Here is a 20,672-nt window from a genome sequence, read left to right as displayed (position 1 = left end):
GCCGGTTCGCCGAGCACGGTCTGGCCGGCCTGTCCGACCGCGAGCGGTCGGGGCGGCCGCCGTCCTTCACCGCATTGCAGGTGGCCCAGGTCAAGGCCCTGGCCTGCCGACTGCCCGCCGAGAGCGGCGTGCCCTTGGCGCGCTGGTCGTGCCCGGAACTGGCCCGCGAGGTCGTCGCCCGGGCGATCGCCGGCTCGGTCTCCGCCTCCACCGTGCGCCGCTGGCTCACCGACGACGCGCTCAAGCCCTGGCAGCACCGGTCCTGGATCTTCATCACCGACCCCGACTTCCGGATCAAGGCCGAGCGGGTGCTCGGCTTGTACGCCCGCACCTGGCAGGGCATCCAGCTCGGCGAGGACGAGTACGTCATCAGCGCGGACGAGAAGACCTCCATCCAAGCCCGCTGCCGCTGTCACCCCACCCTCGCCCCCGGCCAGGCCCGCGCGATGCGCGTCAACCACACCTACGGACGTGGCGGCGCGTTGGCCTACCTCGCCGCCTACGACGTCCACTATGCGAAAGTGTTCGGCCGCACCGAGCCACGCACCGGCATCGACCCGTTCATGAACCTGGTCACCCAGGTCATGAGCACCGAACCCTACGCGAGCGCCAAGCGCGTGTTCTGGATCGTGGACAACGGCTCCTCCCACCGTGGCCAGAAGGCCGCCGACCGGCTGGCCACGGCGTTCCCGAACGCGGTGATGGTCCACACCCCCGTGCACGCTTCGTGGTTGAACCAGGTGGAAATCTACTTCTCCGTCGTGCAGCGCAAGGTCGTCTCGCCCAACGACTTCACCGACCTCGCTCAGGTCACCGACCGGCTCCGAGCCTTCGAAGACCGCTACAACGCCACGGCACAGCCGTTCCAGTGGAAGTTCACCACCTCCGACCTGGACGATCTGCTGGCCAGACTCGACCGGCACACCACCGATCACCACGAAGAATCCTCCGCCGAGCCAGCTACATGATCAACCCCCGAAGGACTTCCGGTCCGAACCACTAAGAGGTCGCGCAGATAGGCGCGATGGTGGTACCCGGCAGCAAGACAGGCACAGGTCTTGGCGATCATGGAGTTGCGACGCTCTGTGATCACCGGGGAGACCTGTGCCTGTCCTGCCATCATGGCTGACCAAACCACTCTGGGACCAATTCGCGGCCCTGCTGCCCGAGCGGCCGGAGTATCACCCGGACCATCCGCTGGGCTGCCACCGCCCCCGCATCAGCGACCGGATCATCTTCGACAAGCTGCTGCAGCTCCTGCGGTTCGGCTGCTCCTACCAGGCGATCGCCGACGCGACCTGCTCGGCCACCACGATCCGCAACCGCCGCGACGAGTGGATCCGACTCGGCGTCTTCGCCCAGCTCAAGCAGATCGCGCTGGACTCCTACGACCGAATCGTCGGCCTCATCCTGGACCAGATCGCCGTCGACGGCTCGATCACCAAAGCGCCCGGCGGCGGCGAGGCCGCCGGGCGCTCCCCGGTCGACCGTGGCAAACAGGGGCTGAAACGCTCGGGCATGACGGACGGATACGGCATTCCGCTGGGCCGCGTTCTGGCCGGGGCCAACCGACATGACTCCCCGCTGCTCGCCCCGACCCTGGACCGCCTGGACGAGCTGGGACCGCTGCCCGACGACATCACCATCCACCTGGACGCCGGCTACGACTCGGACAAGACCCGCACCCTGCTCGAACAACGCGGCCTGCACGGCCGGATCGCGCACAAGGGCGAGAAGGCACCGATCCAGGCAAGCCAGAGATGGCACGTGGAACGCACCCACGCCTGGCAGAACGCCTTCCACCGCATCGCCCGCTGCTACGAGCGCCGGAGAGTCGTCATCGACGCCTTCTTCGACCTCGCCGACACGATCATCACCGTGCGTAGCCTGATCCGCCGAGCGTGGACCACCTATCGCTGGGACGCACGCCCCCGCCGCCAGCCCTGACCAGCCGCCTGTCTGCGCAACCTCCAAGGCGTTCCATGCGGCGGCGGATTCGCTACGGCGTCCCGGTCAGGCGCAGTCGGGTGCGGGGTGGGGCCGAGGGGGGCAATGCGGCGACGATCTCGGCGAGCGAGGTCGTGGCGAGGCTGCGCCGCCAGGCTTCGTGGGCTTCGGCCATCTTCTCGGCGAGGATGCAGGGGTTCTGGCACTCCTCGGCGGGCAGTGCTCCCCGTCCCTGCCGGCGGATCTCACGACACTCGTACGGCGAGGACGCGCCGTCGACTGCCTCGACGATCTGCAGGAGCGTGATCTCGGAAGCAGGCCGGGCCAGCCGGAACCCGCCGCGCGGGCCTGTCGTTGCGGCCAGCACACCGCCCTTGACCAGCGCCTGCAGCTGCTTGGCGAGATAGGCCGCCGGCAGGTCGAAGTACTGGGCGAGCTGTGCCGCCGACGCGGTGGCCCCTGCCTCGAGCTGCGCCAGCGACGTGGCGCAGTGCAACAGCCATTCCGTACTCACAGGCAGCTTCATGGCCTCGATCCTATCTCAGATATTGCGGATCTCTTTAGTCCGAGATACTGTCCGGCGGCAGCACGAGAGACAGAGGAGAGATCACCATGCGGACCATGCGAATCGCCGTTGCCGGAGCAACCGGGAACATCGGGGCCCTCACCGCCGCCGCCCTGGAACAGGCCGGACACCACGTCGTGCGCATCAGCCGCTCACTCGGCGTGGACCTGACCACCGGCGACGGCCTCGACGCCGCCCTGACCGGCATCGAGGCCGCCGTGGACGCCACGAATTGCACGGCGACCGACCGGGACGAAGCGGTAACGTACTTCGGCACCACCACCCGGACGCTGCTCGCCGCCGAGGAACGGGCCGGTGTCCGCCACCACGTGCTGCTCTCGATCGCCGGCGTCGACCGCGTCGAAGGCAACGCGCACTACGCCGGCAAGCGCGAGCAGGAGCGCCTCGTGACCGAGGGCCCGGTGCCGTGGACGATCGTCCCGGCCACCCAGTTCCACGACTTCGCCGCGATGGTGACGAGCTGGACCGAGCAGGACGGCGTCGCCACCATCGCGCCACTGCTCGTCCAGCCGATCGCACCCGCGGACGTGGCCGACATCCTCGCCGAGATCGCCACGGGCGCACCGCAGGGGCGTTACCGCGAGGTCGCCGGTCCCGAGCCGCAGGATCTGGTGGACATGGCCCGGCGCACCAACGACGCGCGCGGTCGTGCGGTCAAGCTCGTGCCGACGTGGTCATCGCTGTTCGGCCCGGCGATGGCCGGTGACGTGCTGCTGCCCCGTGCGGGCGCCCGCATCGCGCCGACCACCTTCGACGAGTGGCTCGCACAGCAGCAATAGCGTCCCCCTCCACAGCACCCTGCGCTGCTGCCATCGCGGTAGGCGGTAAGACGGCAGAGCCTGAAGGACAGCTGGGTTGTCGGTGAAGGTGAGGCGTCGTCGACGGCGTTCCGGCCATGATGGCAGCGGCACAGGTCTCCCCGATGATCACAGAGCGTCGCAACTCCATGATCACGGAAGCTGTGCCTGCCCTGTCTACCCGCTGGCCCCTGCTGGCCGCCTATCTGCGCGACCTCTAAGCCACGTCGCAGAGGGCCAGCCCGGCCCTGTTGAGGACGTTCAGTGCGCCGACGTGGTCCGCGTTGGCTGTGAACCCGCATGTCGCGCACTGGAACTTCGCTTGGGTGACGCGGTTTTCCTTGGCGACGTGCCCGCAGGACAGGCAGGTGCGTGAGGTGTTGTGGGGGTCCACTGCGATGACGGTCCGACCGGCGCTTTCAGCCTTGTTGGCGAGGATCGCGAGGAACACCCCCCAACCTGCGTCGAGGATTGATCGGTTCAGTCCGGCCTTCGCGGCCCGCTGGTTCGGGAGGAACGCACCGGGACGTTCGGGGTCGGGCTTCGGCTTGGGGGTGCGGGTCATGCCCGCCGTGTTCAGCCGCTCGTGCACGATCGTGTCATGGTCGCGCACGAGGGTGAGCGCGGTCTTGTGCGCGTGGTCGAGGCGCTGGCGCCGGACCTTCGCGTGGATCTGGGCGACTTTCCGCGCGGCAGCACGGTGCGCCTTGGTGCGTTGCTTGGCGCGTTTGGGGAACGTCGCCAGGTGCTGCTGCGCTGCGGCCAAGTTCTCGGCCGCCGTTTGAAGGAAGCGGGGGCTGGTGATGTGCTCGCCGTCCGAGGTGGTCAGGAAGTGTGTAGTGCCCATGTCGATGCCGACGACTGCGCCGGTGGCTGGCAGCGGCTCGGCGGGTACCTCGTCGCACGACAGGAGCACGTACCAGCGGTTGCCTTCCCGTTTGACCGCGATCGTCTTCACGCGGCCCTTCACGGGCCGGTGCTGGTGCACGCGAATGTGTCCGATGCCTTGCAGACGGACGCGGGTCTGCGGATCGTGCGGGGCGGAGTCCCAGCGGCAGCCATCACCGTCCTTGGGGAAGACGACGGTGTCGAAGTGCCCGACGCCCTTGAAGCGCGGGTAGCCGGGCTTTTCCCCGGCCTTCACGCGGCGGAAGAACGCTTGGAACGCCTTGTCCAGCCGCCGCAGGGTGGCCTGCTGGGAAGAGAACGACCAGCGGCCCTGACGCTGCGGGTCGAACCCCCGGATCTCCTTGAGCTGGGCGGACTGGTCGCCATACCGGACGGTGGTCTTCGAGGCATGTCGCCAGGCGTCCCGCCGTTCCTGCAACGCGCCGTTGTACAGGGAGCAGTGGTCCCGCAGCATCTCGCCCAGTGCGGCCACCTGACGGGCCGTGGGGCGAAGGAGGAACTTGTATGCGCGGATCACGCTTGCTCCTCCCTCTCCTTCTTCCAGGGACGCTCCCACTGGGTCTCGATGTACTCCTCTACCGTCCGGGCACTGACCGCACCCACGGAAGCGGCGAAGTACGACGACGACCACAGGGTGGGCAACTGGCTCTTGAGGTGCGGGAACTCCGCGCGCAGCACGCGGGACGTGAAGCCCTTGAATTGGTTGGCCACGTACGACGCCGACGACTTTGCGTCGTGCTTGACGAACAGGTGGACGTGGTCGGGCATGACCTCAAGTGCCACGATCTCCCAACCGCGTTCGCCGGCCTTCTGGCGGATCAGCTCGTCCAGGCGTGCTGCGACCCGGTCACCGAGGACCGGACGGCGGTACTTCGGGCACCACACCACGTGGAGTCCGAGGTCGTACACGCCGCTGGAGAACCGGCGAACCTTCCGGGTCACAGTCACGTGATCACTATACACGCGCGGCGTGTATAACGGATTGTGTTGTCGTGACCCAGGTAAACAGTGCAGCTCCGTACAGAAAGTCGAGGTCGCAGCAGTCGAGTGAAGCGATCTCCCCTTGGCTGAAGCTGAGGAACCCCTCGTTAGACCACGGATGGGCAGCACGGCTAAGGCCTCTGACCCTTTACAACTACCCAGGCTTCTCAGGGGCGGGGGGCAGGGTGTCCGTTCCGCCGGAAGGGCTCGGTTTCGGGGAGGTGAAACCTTGTTGAACGAGTCACAGCCGCGTGTACGAGTTGATCCGCGCGCCGCGATCCGCCATGGTTTCGGGCATCTCCGTCCCACGGCCGGCGGCTGTCGTGCCCACCCCCACGGGGCACGACGGCCGCTCTAGGGTGGGCGGATGACGACGTATGCGGCGCTGCTGCGCGGAATCAACGTGGGCGGCGGCAAGAAGGTCCCGATGGCCGGGCTGCGCACCCTGATGGAGGGGCTCGGCCACACCGGCGTCCGTACGTACCTGCAGAGCGGCCAGGCCGTCTTCGCCTCCGGGCGCGGCGACGAGGAGTCACTGGCCGCCGAGCTCGCGGACGCCGTCGGGGAGCGGTTCGGGTTCCCGGTGGACGTGATCGTGCGCGACCACGCCTATCTGCGGGCGGTCGCCGAAGCGTGCCCGTTCCCGGCCGCCGAGCTGGAGGGCAGACAGTTGCACGTCACCTACTACTCCGCCCCCGTCGACGCGGAGCGCTTCGCGGAGGTCGACCGGGCCGCCCATCTGCCCGAGGAGTTCCGCCTCGGCGATCGCGCCCTGTACCTGTACGCGCCGAACGGACTGGGCCGCTCCAAACTCGCCGAGCACCTGTCCAGGCGCCGGTTGAACAAGGACGTGATCGCGACCAGCCGCAACTGGAACACGGTGCTCAAACTCGTCGAGCTGACCGCCCAGGACGCCTGACCGGGGCGGGCGCGGTCACCCGCGGGAGGCCGGCAGGGACAGCAGTTCGGCGCCGGTCAGCCGTACGCCGGCCGCGTCCAGGTTCTCCTCCAGGTGGACGAGCGTGCCCGTGCCCGGGGTCGGGCAGAGCACGGGGGAGCGGTGCAGCAGCCACGCCAGGGCGACCTGCCCCGGCGTGGCTCCGTGCGCGGCGGCGATCCGGGCGCACTCCGGGTGCGTGGTCAACTCGCCGTTGCCCAGCGGGAACCACGGCAGGAACGCGATCCCGCGCTCCTCGCACAGCTCCAGCAGCGGCTCGGACTCGCGGTCGAGGAGGTTGTAGCGGTTCTGGACGGAGGCGATCTCCGTCGACTCCGGTGCGGCGGAGAGCTGTTCGGCGGTCACGGTGTCCAGGCCGATGTGCCGGATCTTGCCCTCGGCCCGCAACTCCTCGAGTGCGCCCAGCTGTTCGGCCATCGGCACGGCCGGGTCGAGCCGGTGCAGCTGGTACAGGTCGATGGTCTCCAGCCGCAGCCTGCGCAGGCTCGCCTCGCACATCTCCCGCAGACGCTCCGGCCGCCCGTCGACGTGCCAGGCGCTGTCGCTGGTGCGGACCACTCCGCCCTTGGTGGCGATCACCAGTTCTTCGGGGTACGGGTGCAGGGCCTTCGCCACCAGTTCCTCGGCGACGGACGGCCCGTAGTTGTCCGCGGTGTCGATCAGGGTCACCCCCCGCTCGACCGCCCGCCGCAGCACGGCCATCGCGTCCCGCACGTCACCGCGCGGCCCCCAGTAGCCGGGACCGGTGAGCTGCGCGGTGCCGTACCCGAGACGCCGTACGGGCAGGTCGCCGCCGAGCGCGAACATCTCCTCGATCACTCGATGGAGGGTACAGCTGCGGGAGACTCCCCCTGCCCGGAAGGCGGGATCGGAACCGCCCCGCGGCGTCGCAGTGACACTTGGGCGCCGCGCGACGCTGTAGTGAGGGGCGGCCCTCGCACACCGATCTCCGGCGGGCGGTGGTCGGTCCGTCCGCGGTCCGGCACCACGGGGGAGTGCCGGGCCGCGGGCGTGCCGTCAGGCGCCCAGGGCCGTTCGCAGCGGCAGCCGGGCGGCGTCGTACCGCTCCAGCAGCAGCCGCGCCACCTCCGGTGCCGGGCCGAGGACGCCGGCCAGGACGTCGGCCCGTGCCTCGGCGGCGCCCCGCGCGATGCGGTCCGGCAGGAAGCCCGGGGCCAGGACGTACGGCGCGACCGCGACCTTCGCGCAGCCCAGCGACCGCAGTGCGCGCACCGCGTCCTCGGTGCGTGAGAACCCCGCGGGAGACGCGGCGGAGGCGAACGCAGGCCGCACGGCGCACCAACCGGTGTGCCGCCACTCCCGCGCGATGTCTGCGATCACTGCGATCGCCTCCGGGTCGGAGGACCCCGCCGAGGCCAGTACCACCCCGGTCGAGGACTTGTCGGCGGGGGACAGCCCCGCCTCGTGCAGTCGGCGCTCCAGGGTCCGCGTCAGCAGCGGCGACGGGCCGAGGACGTCGGCCTGCGTCACGCGCAGCCGCGGCGGCGCCTGACGCAGCACCGACGGGATGTCCGCCTTGGCGTGGAAGGCGCGGGTCAGCAGGAGCGGAAGCGCCACCACGTCCCGCACCCCTCGGCCCGCCAGGGACTCCAGCACCCCCTGCACGGAGGGCACGTTGAAGTCCAGGAAGCCGGTCTCCACCCGCAGCCCGGGGCGCAGCGAGCGCACCCGCCGCACCAGGGCGTGCACGGTGGCGGCATGCCGCGGGTCGCGGCTGCCGTGGGCGATGACCAGGAGAACGGGCTGCAGGGACAGGGACATGGACAGGGACGTGAACATGGGTCAGCTCTTCACCAGAAGACCGCGGCTGCGCAGCACCCACCGCTCCAGCGGACTGAAGATCAGCAGGTCGATGGCAATGCCGACGAACAGGATCAGGACGATGGCCTCGAACACCATCGACATGGAACTCGCGTTCCGGCCGTTCTCCAGCAGGGCGCCCAGACCGATGCCCAGGTCCGGCGAGGAGGCGATGATCTCCGCCGCCATCAGTGAGCGCCAGGAGAACGCCCAGCCCTGCTTCAGCCCGGCCAGATAGCCCGGCAGCGCCGCCGGCAGCACGATGTGCCAGGCGCCCCGGGCCCCCGTCGCGCCCATCGTGCGGCCCGCCCGCAGGAACAGCGGCGGCACCTGGTCGATGCCGGACACCAGGCCGTTGGCGATGGACGGGACCGCGCCGAGCAGGATCACCGCGTACATCATCGAGTTGTTCAGCCCCAGCCAGATCACCGCCGGCGGCACCCACGCCACCGACGGCAGCGACTGCAGGCCGGACAGGACCGGGCCGATGGCCGCCCGCACGAACTTCACCCGGGCCACCAGCAGCCCCAGCGGGGTGCCGATCGCCAGCGCGAACAGGAAGCCCAGCAGACCGCGCGAGACGGACGTCCAGACGAAGCCGAGCAGTGTGCCCTGCAGCCAGGCGTCCTTGAACTCGCGGCCCACGTCGGCCGGCGAGGGCAGCCTGCTCGGGTCGTCGACCACCTTGAGGGAGATCAGCGCCTGCCAGACCACCAGGACCACCGCGATCGCCACGAGGGGCGGCAGGATCTTGTCGACGAAGGTCTTCCTCAAGGGCGTACGCCCGGTCTCGGTGGCCTCCAGCGCGTCGAGTCCGGCCTCCACACCGGCCAGTTCGGCGCCCCGCGCCGTCTTCGTGTCAGTGCCGGCCATGGCGGCGGATCTCCCCACGCAGTACTTCGGTGATCTCCAGGGACAGCTCCGCGACGGGCGCGTCCTCGATACGGCGCGGCTGCGGGATGTCCACCGCCCACTCGCGGGCCACCCGGCCCGGACGGGAGGACAGCAGCACCACGCGCTGCGCGAGCCGCACCGCCTCGCGCACGTTGTGCGTCACGAACAGGACCGACACGCCGGTCTCCTGCCAGATCCGGGTCAGCTCGTCGTGCAGCACGTCCCGGGTGATGGCGTCCAGGGCCGCGAACGGCTCGTCCATCAGCAGCAGGTTGCTCTCCTGCGCCAGCGCGCGGGCCATCGCCACGCGCTGGCGCATGCCGCCGGACAGCTCGTGCACCCGCTTGCCGTACGCGCCCTTGAGCCGGACCAGTTCGAGCAGCTCCTCGGCCCTGCCGCGCCGCTGCGGCTTCAAAACCCCCCGGAGTTTCAGGGCGAGTTCGATGTTCTTTCCCGCGGTCAGCCACGGGAACAGGGCGTGCTCCTGGAACATCAGGGCGGGGCGGCCGTCCGTCGTGATGGACCCGGCGGTGGGCCGGTCGAGGCCCGCCACCAGGTTCAGCAGGGTGGACTTGCCGCAGCCCGAGGCCCCCAGGAGGGTGACGAACTCGCCCGGGGCGACGTCGAGACTGATGCCGTCCAGGACGAGCTGCTGCCCGCCCGGAGCCGTGAAGGACTTCGATACGTTCTCAAGGCGCGCCGCGTGCACTACGGACTCGGCGGCCGTGGCGAGGGTCGTGGCCATGGTGGTCACCTCCTGAAAACTCTTTGGCTAGGAGCTCTGCTTGACGCCGAGTCCGGCGTCGCCGACGGTGGGCTCGCCCTCGGCCTGAAGGACCTTGTTCAGCAGGGTGAGGTCGTAGATGCCGTCCAGCCTCGGCGACCGCAGCAGGCCCGCCCTGACCGCGTGCCGCGCCTGGGTGTCCAAGGTGGACACCAGCGGGTCGTCGGTGATCCGGAGGGACGTCCACGCCGGGTCCAGGACGTTCGCGGGCAGCGCCTTGCCGGAGTCGGTCCGCAGCCGCCGGTTCGCCGCGGCCTTCGCCTCGTCCGGGTGGGCGTTGATCCACCTGTTGGTCTCCACGGAGGCCCTCAGCACCGCCTCGACGGCCTTCGGGTGCTCCTCGAGGAACTTCTGCGACACGATGATGTTCGTGATCACGAACTTCTTGTCCGGCCACAGCGACGACTCGTCCAGCAGCACCCTGGCCCCCTCGGCGACCAGCTTGGACGCGGTCGGCTCCGGCACCCAGGCGCCGTCGACGGAGCCGGACCTGTAGGCGTCCGGGACGATCTTGTTGTCGGTGCGGACGACGGAGACGTCGCCCTTGCCGCTGAACGCGTCGACCTTCCAGCCCTGCTCCGCGATCCAGTTGAGGAACGCCACGTCCTGGGTGTTGCCCAGCTGCGGGGTGGCGATCCTCTTGCCCCTGACGTCCTTCAGAGACTTGATCTTCTCCGGGTTCACCACGAGCTTGACCCCGCCGGAGGCCGAACCGCCGATGATGCGCAGGCTCCTGCCGCCGGACTTGGTGTAGCCGTTGATCGCCGGGGACGGGCCGATCCAGCCGATGTCGATCGAGTTCGAGTTCAGCGCCTCGATCTCGGACGGGCCGGCGTTGAAGACCTGGTACCTGGCCCGCGTGGCGCCCAGGGCCTTCTGGAAGAAGCCCTTCTCCACGCCCACCAGCGCGGTCGCGTGCGTCAGGTTGCCGAAGTAGCCGATCCGGACGGAGTCCAGGCCGTCGGTCTTCCCGGCCCCGGCGGCGGCCTTCTGGTGGGAGCCGGCGTCCTGGGCCTGGGAACCGTAGCCGCAGGCGGCGAGGGCGAGGAGTGGGAGAGCGAGGGCCACGGCGAGGCCGCGGCGCAGTAGGGGCGAGGAGGTGGCAGGCACGGGAGGTTCGTCCTCTCGTCGGCCCGGCGGTCACGGACTCTCAGGTCGTGGCCGGGAGGTCGGCAGGTCTTCCACGTAAGCGGTGGGGGGTGAGGGCGCGCGAGCGGTGCGCGTACGTCAGCGCGCACATCGGCCCACTCCGCCCTGCCCGCTGCCCAGGGCGCCGCTGCCGACCCGGCCGCCCTCCTTGGCGAACGTCGAGTAGAAGTCCGGGGAGTTCATGGTCAGAAGTCCCAACCGTCCTCGTCGGCCGCGTCCTTGACCGGCTCCGGAGAGGCGAACGACTCGCCGACCATGCCCGCGGTGAGCGTGGTGCCGTCGCTGGGGTCGATCAGGATGAACGAGCCGGTGCGGCGCGAGTCGGTGTAGGAGTCGACCGGCAGCGGCTCGGCGGTGCGGATCTTCACCCGGCCGATGTCGTTGGCGGCGAGCCGGCCCGGGTGCGGGTGCGGGGACAGGTCGTCGAGGGTGAGCCGGGAGGGGATGTCCCTGACGATCGCCTTGACCGTGCGGGTGCCGTGCTTGAGCAGCACCCGGTGGCCCACGGTCAGCGGCTGGTCGGCGACGTGGCAGACGGTCGCCTCCACGTCCTGGGTGGTCGCGGGCGCGTCCTTGCTCGGCACGATCAGGTCGCCGCGCGAGACGTCGATGTCGTCCTGGAGCAGGACGGTGACCGACTGCGTCGTCCACGCCGCGTCGACCGGCTCGCCCAGCAGGTCGATGCCGGAGACCCGGGTCGTACGGCCCGACGGCAGCACCGTGACCTCGTCGCCGACCCGGAAGGTGCCGGCGGCGATCTGGCCCGCGTAGCCGCGGTAGTCGGGGTGCTCGGCGGTCTGCGGCCGGATCACGTACTGCACGGGCAGCCGGGCGTGGCAGTGCGCCAGGTCGTGGCTGACCGGGACCGTCTCCAGGTGCTCCAGGACGGTCGGGCCGCCGTACCAGTCCATGTGCGCGGACGGCTCCACCACGTTGTCGCCGGCGAGCGCCGAGATCGGGACGGCGGTGACCTGCGGGACGCCCAGCTCGGTCGCGTACGCCGTGAACTCCTCGGCGATCGCCGCGAACACGGACTCCTGGTAGCCGACCAGGTCCATCTTGTTCACGGCCAGCACCACGTGCGGGACGCGGAGCAGGGCCGCGATCGCCGCGTGCCGGCGGGTCTGCTCCACCACGCCGTTGCGGGCGTCCACCAGGATCACGGTCAGCTCGGCGGTGGAGGCGCCGGTGACCATGTTCCGCGTGTACTGCACGTGCCCGGGGGTGTCGGCCAGGATGAACCGGCGGCGCGGGGTGGCGAAGTAGCGGTAGGCCACGTCGATGGTGATGCCCTGCTCGCGCTCGGCCCGCAGCCCGTCCGTCAGCAGCGCGAGGTCCGGGGCGTCCTGGCCGCGGCTCGCCGAGACGCGCTCGACGGCCTCCAGCTGGTCGGCCAGGACCGACTTGGAGTCGTGCAGCAGCCGGCCGACGAGGGTGGACTTGCCGTCGTCGACGGAGCCGGCGGTGGCGAACCGCAGCAGCGTGGTGGCCGAGAGCTCCTCGGTCGTGGTCGTGCTCATGTCTAGAAGTACCCCTCGCGCTTGCGGTCTTCCATCGCGGCCTCGGACAGCTTGTCGTCGGCCCGGGTGGCGCCGCGCTCGGTCAGACGCGAGGCGGCGATCTCGGCGATCACCTTCTCGATGGTGTCGGCGTCGGAGTCGACGGCGCCGGTGCAGGACATGTCGCCGACCGTGCGGTAGCGCACCAGCCGCTTCTCGACCCGCTCGCCGTCCTTGGGGCCGCCCCAGTCGCCGGCGGTCAGCCACATGCCGCTCCGGGAGAACACCTCGCGCTCGTGGGCGTAGTAGATCCCGGGCAGTTCGATGCCCTCGCGGGCGATGTACTGCCAGACGTCCAGCTCGGTCCAGTTGGACAGCGGGAAGACCCGGACGTGCTCGCCGGGCGCGTGGCGGCCGTTGTAGAGGTTCCACAGCTCGGGCCGCTGGCGGCGCGGATCCCACTGGGAGAACTCGTCCCGCAGCGAGAACACCCGCTCCTTGGCGCGTGCCTTCTCCTCGTCGCGGCGCCCGCCGCCGAAGACGGCGTCGAACCGCTCGCTCTGGATCTTCTCGGTCAGCGGCAGGGTCTGCAGCGGGTTGCGGGTGCCGTCCGGGCGCTCCCTGAGGACACCGCGGTCGATGTAGTCCTGCACGGAGGCGACGTGCAGGCGCAGGCCGTGCCGGGCGACCGTGCGGTCCCGGTAGGCGAGGACCTCGGGGAAGTTGTGCCCGGTGTCCACGTGCAGCAGCGAGAAGGGGACGGCGGCCGGGGCGAACGCCTTCAGCGCCAGGTGCAGCATGACGATGGAGTCCTTGCCGCCGGAGAACAGCAGCACCGGGTTCTCGAACTCGCCCGCCACCTCGCGGAAGATGTGCACCGCCTCGGACTCCAGGGCGTCCAGGTGGGAGAGGGCGTACGGGCTTCGCGTGCCCTCGTCGCCCTCCTTGACCTCGGCGGCGGTCGTCATGCCAGTCCCCTTTCGCTGAGCAGGGCGTACACGGACGCCGCGGACTCCTGGACGGTCTGGTGCTGCGACTCGATGCGCAGGTCCGGCGAGACGGGCTCCTCGTACGGGTCGTCGACGCCGGTCAGGCCGGTCAGCTCGCCGGCGGCCTGCTGGGCGTACAGGCCCTTCACGTCGCGCACCGAGCACACCTCGACCGGGGTGGCCACGTGCACCTCGACGTGGGCCGTGCCGTTCTCCTCGTGCCGCTTGCGCACCGCGTCCCGGCTGTCCGCGTACGGCGCGATCACCGGGACCAGCGCCAGGACGCCGTTGCGGGCGAGCAGTTCGGCGACGAAGCCGATGCGCTGCACGTTGGTGTGCCGGTCCTCGCGGCTGAAGCCGAGGCCCGCGGAGAGGAACTCGCGGATCTCGTCGCCGTCGAGCACCTCGACGCGGTGGCCCTCCGCGCGCAGCCGCCCGGCCAGTTCGTACGCGATGGTGGTCTTGCCGGCGCTCGGCAGACCCGTGAGCCAGACGGTGGCTCCGGTCGTCACGTGGTTCTCCTGGGTCCGATGGGCCTGATGAGCCCGATGGTTCGTCATCCGTGCAGTCCGCACTCGGTCTTGGCGGTGCCCGCCCAGCGGCCGGCCCGCGCGTCCTCGCCCTGAAGCAGCCGCCGGGTGCAGGGCGCGCAGCCGACGGAGCCGTAGCCGTCCATCAGCAACGGGTTGGTGAGGACGCCGTGTTCGGCGACGTAGGCGTCCACGTCGTCCTGGGTCCAGCGGGCGATGGGGGAGATCTTGACCTTCTGCCGCTTCTCGTCCCAGCCGACCACCGGGGTGTCCGCCCGGGTCGGGGACTCGTCGCGGCGCAGCCCGGTCGCCCAGGCCCGGTAGTCCTTGAGGCCTTCCTCCAGCGGCCCGACCTTGCGCAGCCTGCAGCACAGGTCGGGGTCGCGGTCGTGCAGCTTCGGCCCGTACCGCGCGTCCTGTTCGGCGACCGTCTGCCTCGGGGTGAGGGTGATGACGTTGACGTCCATCACGGCCTCGACCGCGTCGCGGGTGCCGATGGTCTCCGGGAAGTGGTAGCCGGTGTCGAGGAACACCACGTCCACACCGGGCAGGGCGCGGGAGGCGAGGTGGGCGACCACCGCGTCCTCCATCGAGGAGGTCACGCAGAACCGCCTGCCGAAGGTGCCGGCCGCCCACTGGAGGATCTCCAGCGCGGAGGCGTCCTCCAGGTCACGGCCCGCCCGCTCGGCCAGCTCCTTCAACTCGTCTGCTGCAAGGGCTTCCTGAGCGCCCGTCATGTCTGCTCGTCCCCCTTGTGGTCGGCCCGTCGCACACCCCGGGCCAGCAGCCCGAGGAACTTCAGCTGAAAGCCCCGGTTGCACGCCGCGCATTCCCAACTGCCGTGGCCCTGCTCGCCGGGACGCAGGTCCTCCTCGCCGCAGTACGGGCAGTGGAAGGGGGCCGCCCGCTCGCTCACGACAGGGCCTCCTCGGAGGCCCGGGCGGCCCAGGTGGCGAACCGCTCGCCGTCCTCGCGCTCCCCCTGGAAGCGCTTCAGCACGCGCTCGATGTAGTCGGGCAGTTCGTCCGCCGTGACCTTCAGACCGCGCACCTTGCGGCCGAAGCCGGGCTCCAGGCCGAGCGCGCCGCCCAGGTGCACCTGGTAGCCCTCGACCTGCTCGCCCTCGTCGTTCAGGACCAGCTGGCCCTTCAGGCCGATGTCCGCCACCTGGATACGGGCGCAGGCGTTCGGGCAGCCGTTGAGGTTGATGGTGATCGGCTCCTCGAAGTCCGGCAGGCGGCGCTCGAGTTCGTCGATCAGACGGGAGCCGCGCGCCTTGGTCTCGACGATGGCGAGCTTGCAGAACTCGATGCCGGTGCAGGCCATGGTGCCGCGCCGGAACGAGGACGGCCGGGCGGTGAGGTCCAGCGCCTCCAGGCCGTCGACCAGCGAGTCGACCTGGCTCTCCTCGACATCGAGGACGATCATCTTCTGTTCGACGGTGGTACGGACCCGCCCGGAGCCGTGCGCCTCCGCCAGGTCGGCGATCTTCGTCAGCGTGGCGCCGTCGACGCGGCCGACCCGGGGGGCGAAGCCGACGTAGTGGCGGCCGTCCTTCTGCCGGTGCACGCCGACGTGGTCGCGCCACTGCTGCACGGGCTGCTCGGGGGCGGGCCCGTCGACGAGTTCGCGCTTCAGGTACTCGTCCTGGAGCACCTGGCGGAACTTCTCCGCACCCCAGTCGGCGACCAGGAACTTCAGCCGGGCCCGGTTGCGCAGCCGGCGGTAGCCGTAGTCACGGAAGATCGACAGGACGCCCTCGTAGACGTCCGGGACGTCCTCGATCGGCACCCAGGTGCCCAGCCGCACGCCCAGCTTGGGGTTGGTGGACAGTCCGCCGCCCACCCACAGGTCGAAGCCCGGCCCGTGCTCGGGGTGGCGCACGCCGACGAACGCGACGTCGTTGATCTCGTGGACCACGTCCAGCAGCGGGGAGCCGGAGATGGCCGTCTTGAACTTCCTCGGGAGGTTCGAGTACGCCGGGTTGCCCAGGACGCGGCGCTGCATCTCCTCCAGCGCCGGGGTGGCGTCGATGATCTCGTCCTCGGCGATGCCGGCGACCGGCGAGCCGATCATCACACGCGGGGTGTCACCGCAGGCGGTGACCGTGGACAGGCCGACCGCCTCCAGCCGGTTCCAGATCTCGGGCACGTCCTCGATCCGGATCCAGTGGTACTGGACGTTCTGCCGGTCGGTGATGTCGGCCGTGCCGCGCGCGAACTCCTGCGAGATCTCGCCGATCACGCGCAGCTGCCGCGTCGTCAGCCGGCCGCCGTCGACGCGGACCCGCAGCATGAAGTAGCGGTCGTCCAGCTCCTCCGGCTCCAGGACCCCGGTCTTGCCGCCGTCGATCCCGGGCTTGCGCTGGGTGTACAGACCCCACCAGCGCATCCGGCCGCGCAGGTCGGTGGGGTCGATGGAGTCGAAACCGCGCTGGGAGTAGATCGTCTCAATGCGTGTCCGCACATTGAGACCGTCGTCGTCCTTCTTGAACTGTTCGTTGCCGTTGAGCGGGGTCAGATGACCCACGGCCCACTGTCCCTCGCCGCGGTGACGACTCACCTTGCGGCGGGGCGCGGCGGAGTTCTGCGAGGAGGCGGCCATGGTCGATACGTCCTTCGGGACAGCGAGGAATGCGGCTCTGACCTGCGCGGGTGCGGGTGCGGGCGCATGGGCGGACGGGCGCGCACGCGCGTCGTTGCGCAGGCAGGAAGGGCAGGGAAAAGCTGAGGAAAGCGGGGAGAGCGAGAAACGAACCGGTGGTGCTGGAGCCCGCGGCTCAGGCCGGTGCGGGCGGGGTCAGCAGGCCGGACAGATGGCGCTGGACATGCGGCCGTGGTCGACGTGCCGTCGGCTCACCAAGGCGATTCCAGTTCCAGGCATGGCGGAAGCGTGGCACGGCGATCTGGACAGCGTCCAGCATTATCCGTAATGTGGACACCCTTGTCCCGATATCCGAGACAAGGGTGTCGTGTGTCACGTGGGTTGTCGCAGGGGTCGCGGACGCCGGCGCCCGTACGGCTCAGAGCGCGTACGCCCCCGGCCAGGGACCCGGAGTCGGAACATCCGGTTCCTCCTCGACCTTGGTGTCGAAGAGCCTGAAGCCGCGGCGCTGGTAGTTGTCCATCGCGTGCTCGCCGTCCTTGCTGCACGTGTGCAGCCACACCCGCTTCGTCGGCGGCCGCCCCGGCCAGCGGTCGGCCAGGTCCCAGGCGCGGGCGATGCCGTACGACAGCAGGTGCCCGCCGATGCGACGGCCGCGGAAGGCCTGGATCAGCCCGAAGTAGACGATCTCCACGACGCCCTCGTCCTGGGCCTCCAGTTCGACGTAACCCGCCGGCGTGCCGCGCTCGTACGCCACCCACGTCTCGACACCCGGACGCCGCAGGTACTCCTGCCACTGCGCGTACGTCCAGCCCAGCCGGTCCATCCAGCGGATGTCGGCACCGACCGAGGCGTACAGGAACCGGCTGAACTCGGGGGAGGGCACCTCGGACCGGACGACCCGTACGTCCCCCTCGGGCACGGCGGCCGGCAGGAGGTCGTCGGGGGAGGTCTGCTCCAGGGACCAGGTGGTCACGGCAATGCTCGTCATGCCGGTCAGGGAATCATCCGTCCCGGCCCGCTGTCGATCGGGGGTGTCTCGTCTCACTCCGACCCGTTTGTTCCGGGCCCGGCGCCCTACCGCATCCCCCGTTCGACCGAGGACAGCGGCAGCGCGAACAGCATGCGGCCCGACAGGGACCAGACGTCGCCGGTCTCCGCCCAGTAGGACAGGGAGCCGGTGCCGTCGCCCCAGCAGCGCTGGGTGCCCTCGGCGCCGCACTCGACCGCCTTCGCGCCCCGCCGGTCCTGCCGCCACAGCATGCCGTGGGTGCCCTCGCCCGCGGGGCGGCCCAGGTACCAGTCGGGGGGCCCGGACGGGCCCCTCCGGTGGGACAGCACGCCCCGGACGTCGTCCGCCTTCGACTCGTACGCCTCGTCCGCGGCCGCCGTCCCGGAGGAGTCGACGGCCAGCAGGCCGGAGCGGGCGGGGTCCCGGCTGAAGGAGTAGCGCCACAGAATCGTGCGGCCGCCGCCGTCCGCGGGCGCCGCCTGGCCTGCGACCAGGCTTTCCGGCGCGGAGCTGCGGTCCAGGGAGAGGCCGTCCGGGCAGGGCGCGCCGGAGCGGTCCGGACCGGACGCCTCGACGCAGTTGCCGTCGGCCGGGCGGTAGGAGGCGACCGCGGGCAGCACCCACCGGTAGCCGTTCGCGGACCAGCCGCCGGGCACGCGGCCGACCGTCTTGCCGGTGACCGTGGCGCGCTGGATGCGGTGCAGATCGTAGACGTACAGCGCGTCGCGCTCGGCGCCGGAGGTGGTGACCAGCAGCTTGTCCCGGTACCAGACCATCCCCGACACCCGCGAGACCAGCCCCCGGTAGTCCCGCCCGCCGTCGACCGGGACGACGAGCAACGCCCAGGTGTAGGTGAGGCGGTCCGGGTCGTCGGCGTTGACGAACGCCACCCGGGCCAGACCGCGGCCGGCGCCGGCGTCGTGCGACCAGCCGGACAGGATCACCCGGTGGGAGCCCCACCGGCCGTCGGCGTCGGCGTCCCCGGAGGTGGTCACCGACTCCGGCTGCCACCGGCGGGTGGTGGCGTCGGCGGTGTCCCAGCAGTACGCGCGCGTGGCCGCCGGTTCGACCGGCAGCGCCTCCTTCTCCTCGGCGCTGCACTGGTCCGCGGTGCGCAGCGTGCGGTCGGCGCCGGCCAGCACCGCGGCGACGCCGACCGGCCGGCCCATCGCCGCGGCGAGCCGGTCCAGGGACCGCTGCGGCACGGGCTGTTCGGTCAGCCGCAGCCGGCCGAGCTCGGTGGTCGAGGTGAGCGGCTTCAGGGCGCCGGGGTCGCCGGCGACCGTGGCCTGCGAGGTGCTGATCAGGGTGGCCGCCGCGGTCAGCGCGAGGCCGGTTCCGGCCAGGGCAGCGCGCAGCGCCCTGCCCCGTCTGCGCCTGCGGTGTCTGCCGCGCTGCTTCATACAGCCCCCTTTTCAGGGCTCGGTTCACCTCCGGGCGCCCCTGGGTCCTCTCCGAGGCGGGCCCAACTGCTCCGGCCGGTTCGAGCGTTGACCGGGAAACAGGCGGGGCGACGCGTAGGCGATGCTACGGCAGTCCGGGCCGCGGGAGGACGAAGACCCGGCAAATGCGCGGAAGATGTTGCCCCGGGGCCACTCCCGCCGCCGCCTCCGGGACCGCTCGGGCCGCCTCCCCCGCACCGCTCAGGGCTCGTGCGGTGACGCCTGTCCGGGCCGTACCGCCGGTGCCGCCGAGTGCGGCAGCAGGTCGGCCGGGTCGTCCGGGAGCAGCACCTCGACCTCGGCGTCCTCGCGGAAGCGGTAGGGCCGGTGTTCCAGGGACGCGCCCAGATACCGCCGTATCCGGGACATCTCCGCCCGGACGGTCACGGTGCGGGCCGGGTCGCCGTAGAGGTCCCCGGCCAGTTCCGCCGCGCTGCGCCCGGCGCGGTGCCCGGCGAGCAGATAGAGCAATTCGGCGTGCCGGGGGCTCAGTTCGCGGCTCCAGGAGCCCGCGCCGCCGAAGACCGTCACCGACCAGCGGCGCGGCCGGGACAGGTCCAGCACGATCCGGGTGCCGTCCTGCGGGGCCGGCTCCTCACCGGCCCGTACCAACCAGCCGTCCGCCAGCGGCTCCAGGGAGCACAGGCCGATCACCGGCAGCCACCGGCGGCCCGGCGTGGGCGACTTGGGCAGCGGGATCCGCGCGGTGTACGGCATCTGGGCCACCGCCGCCGTCCAGCCGTCCCCGTCCACCACCGCCGCCCGGCCGCCGAGCCGGGCCAGCACCGGCGCCCCCACCGCCCGCAGCCGCTCCAGCGAGGCCTGGTGCAGCTCCCGCAGCCGTGCCTCGGCCAGTCTGGCCACCGAGTCGACCCAGGCCGCCGTGGCCGGGTGCATGGTCTCCAGCGGCCCGCTGACGTCCACCACACCGAGCAGCCGTCCGTCACGGGGGTCGGTGATGGGGGCGCCCGCGCAGGTCCAGGAGGCGTGCGAGCGTAAGAAGTGCTCCGCGGCGGAGACCTGTACGGGCCGGCGCACCACCGCCGCGGTGCCCACCCCGTTGGTGCCGACGACGTCCTCCCGCCAGTCGGCGCCGGGTTCGAAACCGAGCCGGTCGGCCTTGCGCAGCACCGACGGGCTGCCCTCGCGCCACAGCACCCGGCCGTCCTCGTCGGCGACCACCATGATGTGGCGGACGGCGTCCGCGGCCGGCAGCAGCCCCTCGCGCAGCACCGGCAGCACATGCCGCAGCGGTGACGTCTCCCGCCGCCGTGCCACCTCCTCACGGGACAGCAGACGGGCACGGGCGTCCTGGTCGGGGTCGAGGCCGCGACGCAGCAGCCGCTCCCAGGACTGCCCGATCACCGGGCGCGGCGCCACCCGCGCGCGTTGACCGGCGAGCGTCGCGGAGCGCGTCTCGCTCAGCACCCGCGCCGCGTCGACGGCGGTGAGCCGCGTCACCTTCTTCGGTGCTTTCGCCACTGGGTCCTCCGGGAGAGGGGGCAGGCCCGGTTCATGCGGGAGAAGAGGCACGCCCGGTTCATGGTGCCGCCCGGAGAACGCGGAAGGGCGCGGTCCGGACACGGAAAACCAACGCGTTGCAACCTCTTGCAACCCTGGTGAACAAGCGTGTGCCGCCCAAAACTCGTTACACGTCGCCCAGTGCGGCGTGTCCGGCCCGGGAGGGCCGGTACAGCGGGGGTGGTGCCGTGTCGGCGCAGCACCACCCCCGCGCCGTACCCGCCACCGCCCTGCCTCTTATACACATCT

General features: G+C 71.1%; 21 protein-coding genes. 4 read left to right on the top strand and 17 right to left on the bottom strand.

What is annotated here, in order from left to right:
- Together C1I97_RS11000 and C1I97_RS10995 are read left to right on the top strand one after the other, a co-directional pair.
- On the top strand, positions 1–968 hold a 968-nt coding region (locus tag C1I97_RS11000), incomplete at its 5' end, for an IS630 family transposase (RefSeq protein ID WP_111003041.1).
- A 136-nt stretch (positions 969–1,104) separates the two neighbouring features.
- Positions 1,105–1,947, top strand: coding sequence for an IS5 family transposase (locus tag C1I97_RS10995; protein ID WP_111003040.1), 843 nt, complete (start codon positions 1,105–1,107; stop codon positions 1,945–1,947).
- Positions 1,948–1,999: 52 nt separating this feature from the next.
- Here C1I97_RS10995 and C1I97_RS10990 read toward each other — a convergent pair whose 3' ends face one another.
- Positions 2,000–2,473: an RrF2 family transcriptional regulator gene (locus C1I97_RS10990; RefSeq protein WP_111003039.1), complete on the bottom strand. Its 474-nt coding sequence runs from the start codon at positions 2,471–2,473 to the stop codon at positions 2,000–2,002.
- A gap of 86 nt (positions 2,474–2,559) precedes the next feature.
- Here C1I97_RS10990 and C1I97_RS10985 point away from each other — a divergent pair, with 86 nt between their 5' ends.
- A complete protein-coding gene (locus C1I97_RS10985) occupies positions 2,560–3,312 on the top strand; it encodes an SDR family oxidoreductase (protein ID WP_258382517.1) in 753 nt (250 codons plus the stop codon).
- 235 nt (positions 3,313–3,547) lie between these two features.
- Here C1I97_RS10985 and C1I97_RS10980 read toward each other — a convergent pair whose 3' ends face one another.
- The gene (locus C1I97_RS10980) at positions 3,548–4,756 is read right to left on the bottom strand and encodes an RNA-guided endonuclease InsQ/TnpB family protein (RefSeq protein WP_111003038.1); all 1,209 of its coding nucleotides are present in this window, start codon (positions 4,754–4,756) and stop codon (positions 3,548–3,550) included.
- The gene (tnpA, locus tag C1I97_RS10975; RefSeq protein WP_441349103.1) at positions 4,753–5,181 is read right to left on the bottom strand and encodes an IS200/IS605 family transposase; all 429 of its coding nucleotides are present in this window, start codon (positions 5,179–5,181) and stop codon (positions 4,753–4,755) included. Before tnpA ends, C1I97_RS10980 begins: the two co-directional genes overlap by 4 nt.
- A 406-nt stretch (positions 5,182–5,587) precedes the next feature.
- Between tnpA and C1I97_RS10970 the strand changes: the two genes are divergently transcribed.
- Positions 5,588–6,139 (top strand): DUF1697 domain-containing protein, encoded by a 552-nt coding sequence (locus C1I97_RS10970; RefSeq protein WP_111003036.1) that lies wholly within the window; start codon positions 5,588–5,590, stop codon positions 6,137–6,139.
- A 15-nt stretch (positions 6,140–6,154) separates the two neighbouring features.
- Here the strand turns inward: C1I97_RS10970 and C1I97_RS10965 are convergent, their stop codons facing one another.
- The 14 genes from C1I97_RS10965 to C1I97_RS10895 form a co-directional block, all read right to left on the bottom strand.
- Positions 6,155–6,985 carry an aldo/keto reductase gene (locus C1I97_RS10965; RefSeq protein WP_111003044.1) on the bottom strand — a complete coding sequence of 277 codons (831 nt, stop codon included), beginning with the start codon at positions 6,983–6,985 and terminating at the stop codon, positions 6,155–6,157.
- Positions 6,986–7,195: 210 nt separating this feature from the next.
- Entirely contained in the window at positions 7,196–7,960 is a 765-nt protein-coding gene (locus C1I97_RS10960) for a sirohydrochlorin chelatase (RefSeq protein ID WP_111003043.1), read from the bottom strand.
- Between the two features lie 21 nt (positions 7,961–7,981).
- On the bottom strand, positions 7,982–8,872 hold the full coding sequence (locus tag C1I97_RS10955; RefSeq protein WP_111003035.1) for an ABC transporter permease: 891 nt from the start codon (positions 8,870–8,872) through the stop codon (positions 7,982–7,984).
- Positions 8,859–9,638, bottom strand: a complete 780-nt coding sequence (locus C1I97_RS10950; RefSeq protein WP_111003042.1) for an ABC transporter ATP-binding protein — start codon at positions 9,636–9,638, stop codon at positions 8,859–8,861. Before C1I97_RS10950 ends, C1I97_RS10955 begins: the two co-directional genes overlap by 14 nt.
- A gap of 27 nt (positions 9,639–9,665) precedes the next feature.
- Complete coding sequence (locus tag C1I97_RS10945; protein ID WP_111003034.1) at positions 9,666–10,787, bottom strand: aliphatic sulfonate ABC transporter substrate-binding protein; 1,122 nt, start codon at positions 10,785–10,787, stop codon at positions 9,666–9,668.
- 224 nt (positions 10,788–11,011) lie between these two features.
- Complete coding sequence (locus C1I97_RS10935; protein WP_111003032.1) at positions 11,012–12,346, bottom strand: sulfate adenylyltransferase subunit 1; 1,335 nt, start codon at positions 12,344–12,346, stop codon at positions 11,012–11,014.
- A gap of 2 nt (positions 12,347–12,348) precedes the next feature.
- On the bottom strand, positions 12,349–13,293 hold the full coding sequence (gene cysD, locus C1I97_RS10930; RefSeq protein ID WP_111003031.1) for a sulfate adenylyltransferase subunit CysD: 945 nt from the start codon (positions 13,291–13,293) through the stop codon (positions 12,349–12,351).
- Positions 13,290–13,826: an adenylyl-sulfate kinase gene (cysC, locus tag C1I97_RS10925; protein ID WP_258382516.1), complete on the bottom strand. Its 537-nt coding sequence runs from the start codon at positions 13,824–13,826 to the stop codon at positions 13,290–13,292. Before cysC ends, cysD begins: the two co-directional genes overlap by 4 nt.
- A 44-nt stretch (positions 13,827–13,870) precedes the next feature.
- The gene (locus C1I97_RS10920) at positions 13,871–14,581 is read right to left on the bottom strand and encodes a phosphoadenylyl-sulfate reductase (protein ID WP_111003029.1); all 711 of its coding nucleotides are present in this window, start codon (positions 14,579–14,581) and stop codon (positions 13,871–13,873) included.
- Positions 14,578–14,760 (bottom strand): hypothetical protein, encoded by a 183-nt coding sequence (locus C1I97_RS10915; protein WP_111003028.1) that lies wholly within the window; start codon positions 14,758–14,760, stop codon positions 14,578–14,580. The genes C1I97_RS10920 and C1I97_RS10915 overlap by 4 nt, the downstream gene beginning before the upstream one ends.
- Entirely contained in the window at positions 14,757–16,448 is a 1,692-nt protein-coding gene (locus C1I97_RS10910) for a nitrite/sulfite reductase (protein WP_111003027.1), read from the bottom strand. The genes C1I97_RS10915 and C1I97_RS10910 overlap by 4 nt, the downstream gene beginning before the upstream one ends.
- A gap of 418 nt (positions 16,449–16,866) precedes the next feature.
- The gene (locus C1I97_RS10905) at positions 16,867–17,439 is read right to left on the bottom strand and encodes a GNAT family N-acetyltransferase (RefSeq protein ID WP_111003026.1); all 573 of its coding nucleotides are present in this window, start codon (positions 17,437–17,439) and stop codon (positions 16,867–16,869) included.
- An 86-nt stretch (positions 17,440–17,525) separates the two neighbouring features.
- Positions 17,526–18,863: a hypothetical protein gene (locus C1I97_RS10900; protein WP_111003025.1), complete on the bottom strand. Its 1,338-nt coding sequence runs from the start codon at positions 18,861–18,863 to the stop codon at positions 17,526–17,528.
- 240 nt (positions 18,864–19,103) lie between these two features.
- The gene (locus tag C1I97_RS10895; RefSeq protein ID WP_111003024.1) at positions 19,104–20,384 is read right to left on the bottom strand and encodes a helix-turn-helix domain-containing protein; all 1,281 of its coding nucleotides are present in this window, start codon (positions 20,382–20,384) and stop codon (positions 19,104–19,106) included.
- Positions 20,385–20,672: the final 288 nt, after the last annotated feature.

This window comes from Streptomyces sp. NTH33, from assembly GCF_003236365.1.
Classification (GTDB): Bacteria; Actinomycetota; Actinomycetes; order Streptomycetales; family Streptomycetaceae; genus Streptomyces.
This window is presented reverse-complemented; position numbering and strand designations above follow the sequence as displayed.

Bases quoted from the DNA above. Each gene is read 5' to 3' on its own strand.
- C1I97_RS10970 (WP_111003036.1), top strand. From the start codon at position 5,588: ATGACGACGTATGCGGCGCTGCTGCGCGGAATCAACGTGGGCGGCGGC.
- C1I97_RS10900 (WP_111003025.1), bottom strand. From the start codon at position 18,863: ATGAAGCAGCGCGGCAGACACCGCAGGCGCAGACGGGGCAGGGCGCTG.
- C1I97_RS10935 (WP_111003032.1), bottom strand. From the start codon at position 12,346: ATGAGCACGACCACGACCGAGGAGCTCTCGGCCACCACGCTGCTGCGG.
- C1I97_RS10950 (WP_111003042.1), bottom strand. From the start codon at position 9,638: ATGGCCACGACCCTCGCCACGGCCGCCGAGTCCGTAGTGCACGCGGCG.
- C1I97_RS10965 (WP_111003044.1), bottom strand. From the start codon at position 6,985: ATGTTCGCGCTCGGCGGCGACCTGCCCGTACGGCGTCTCGGGTACGGC.
- C1I97_RS10920 (WP_111003029.1), bottom strand. From the start codon at position 14,581: ATGACGGGCGCTCAGGAAGCCCTTGCAGCAGACGAGTTGAAGGAGCTG.
- C1I97_RS10905 (WP_111003026.1), bottom strand. From the start codon at position 17,439: ATGACGAGCATTGCCGTGACCACCTGGTCCCTGGAGCAGACCTCCCCC.
- C1I97_RS10955 (WP_111003035.1), bottom strand. From the start codon at position 8,872: ATGGCCGGCACTGACACGAAGACGGCGCGGGGCGCCGAACTGGCCGGT.
- C1I97_RS10960 (WP_111003043.1), bottom strand. From the start codon at position 7,960: ATGTCCCTGTCCCTGCAGCCCGTTCTCCTGGTCATCGCCCACGGCAGC.
- C1I97_RS10910 (WP_111003027.1), bottom strand. From the start codon at position 16,448: ATGGCCGCCTCCTCGCAGAACTCCGCCGCGCCCCGCCGCAAGGTGAGT.
- C1I97_RS10990 (WP_111003039.1), bottom strand. From the start codon at position 2,473: ATGAAGCTGCCTGTGAGTACGGAATGGCTGTTGCACTGCGCCACGTCG.
- C1I97_RS10985 (WP_258382517.1), top strand. From the start codon at position 2,560: ATGCGGACCATGCGAATCGCCGTTGCCGGAGCAACCGGGAACATCGGG.
- cysD (WP_111003031.1), bottom strand. From the start codon at position 13,293: ATGACGACCGCCGCCGAGGTCAAGGAGGGCGACGAGGGCACGCGAAGC.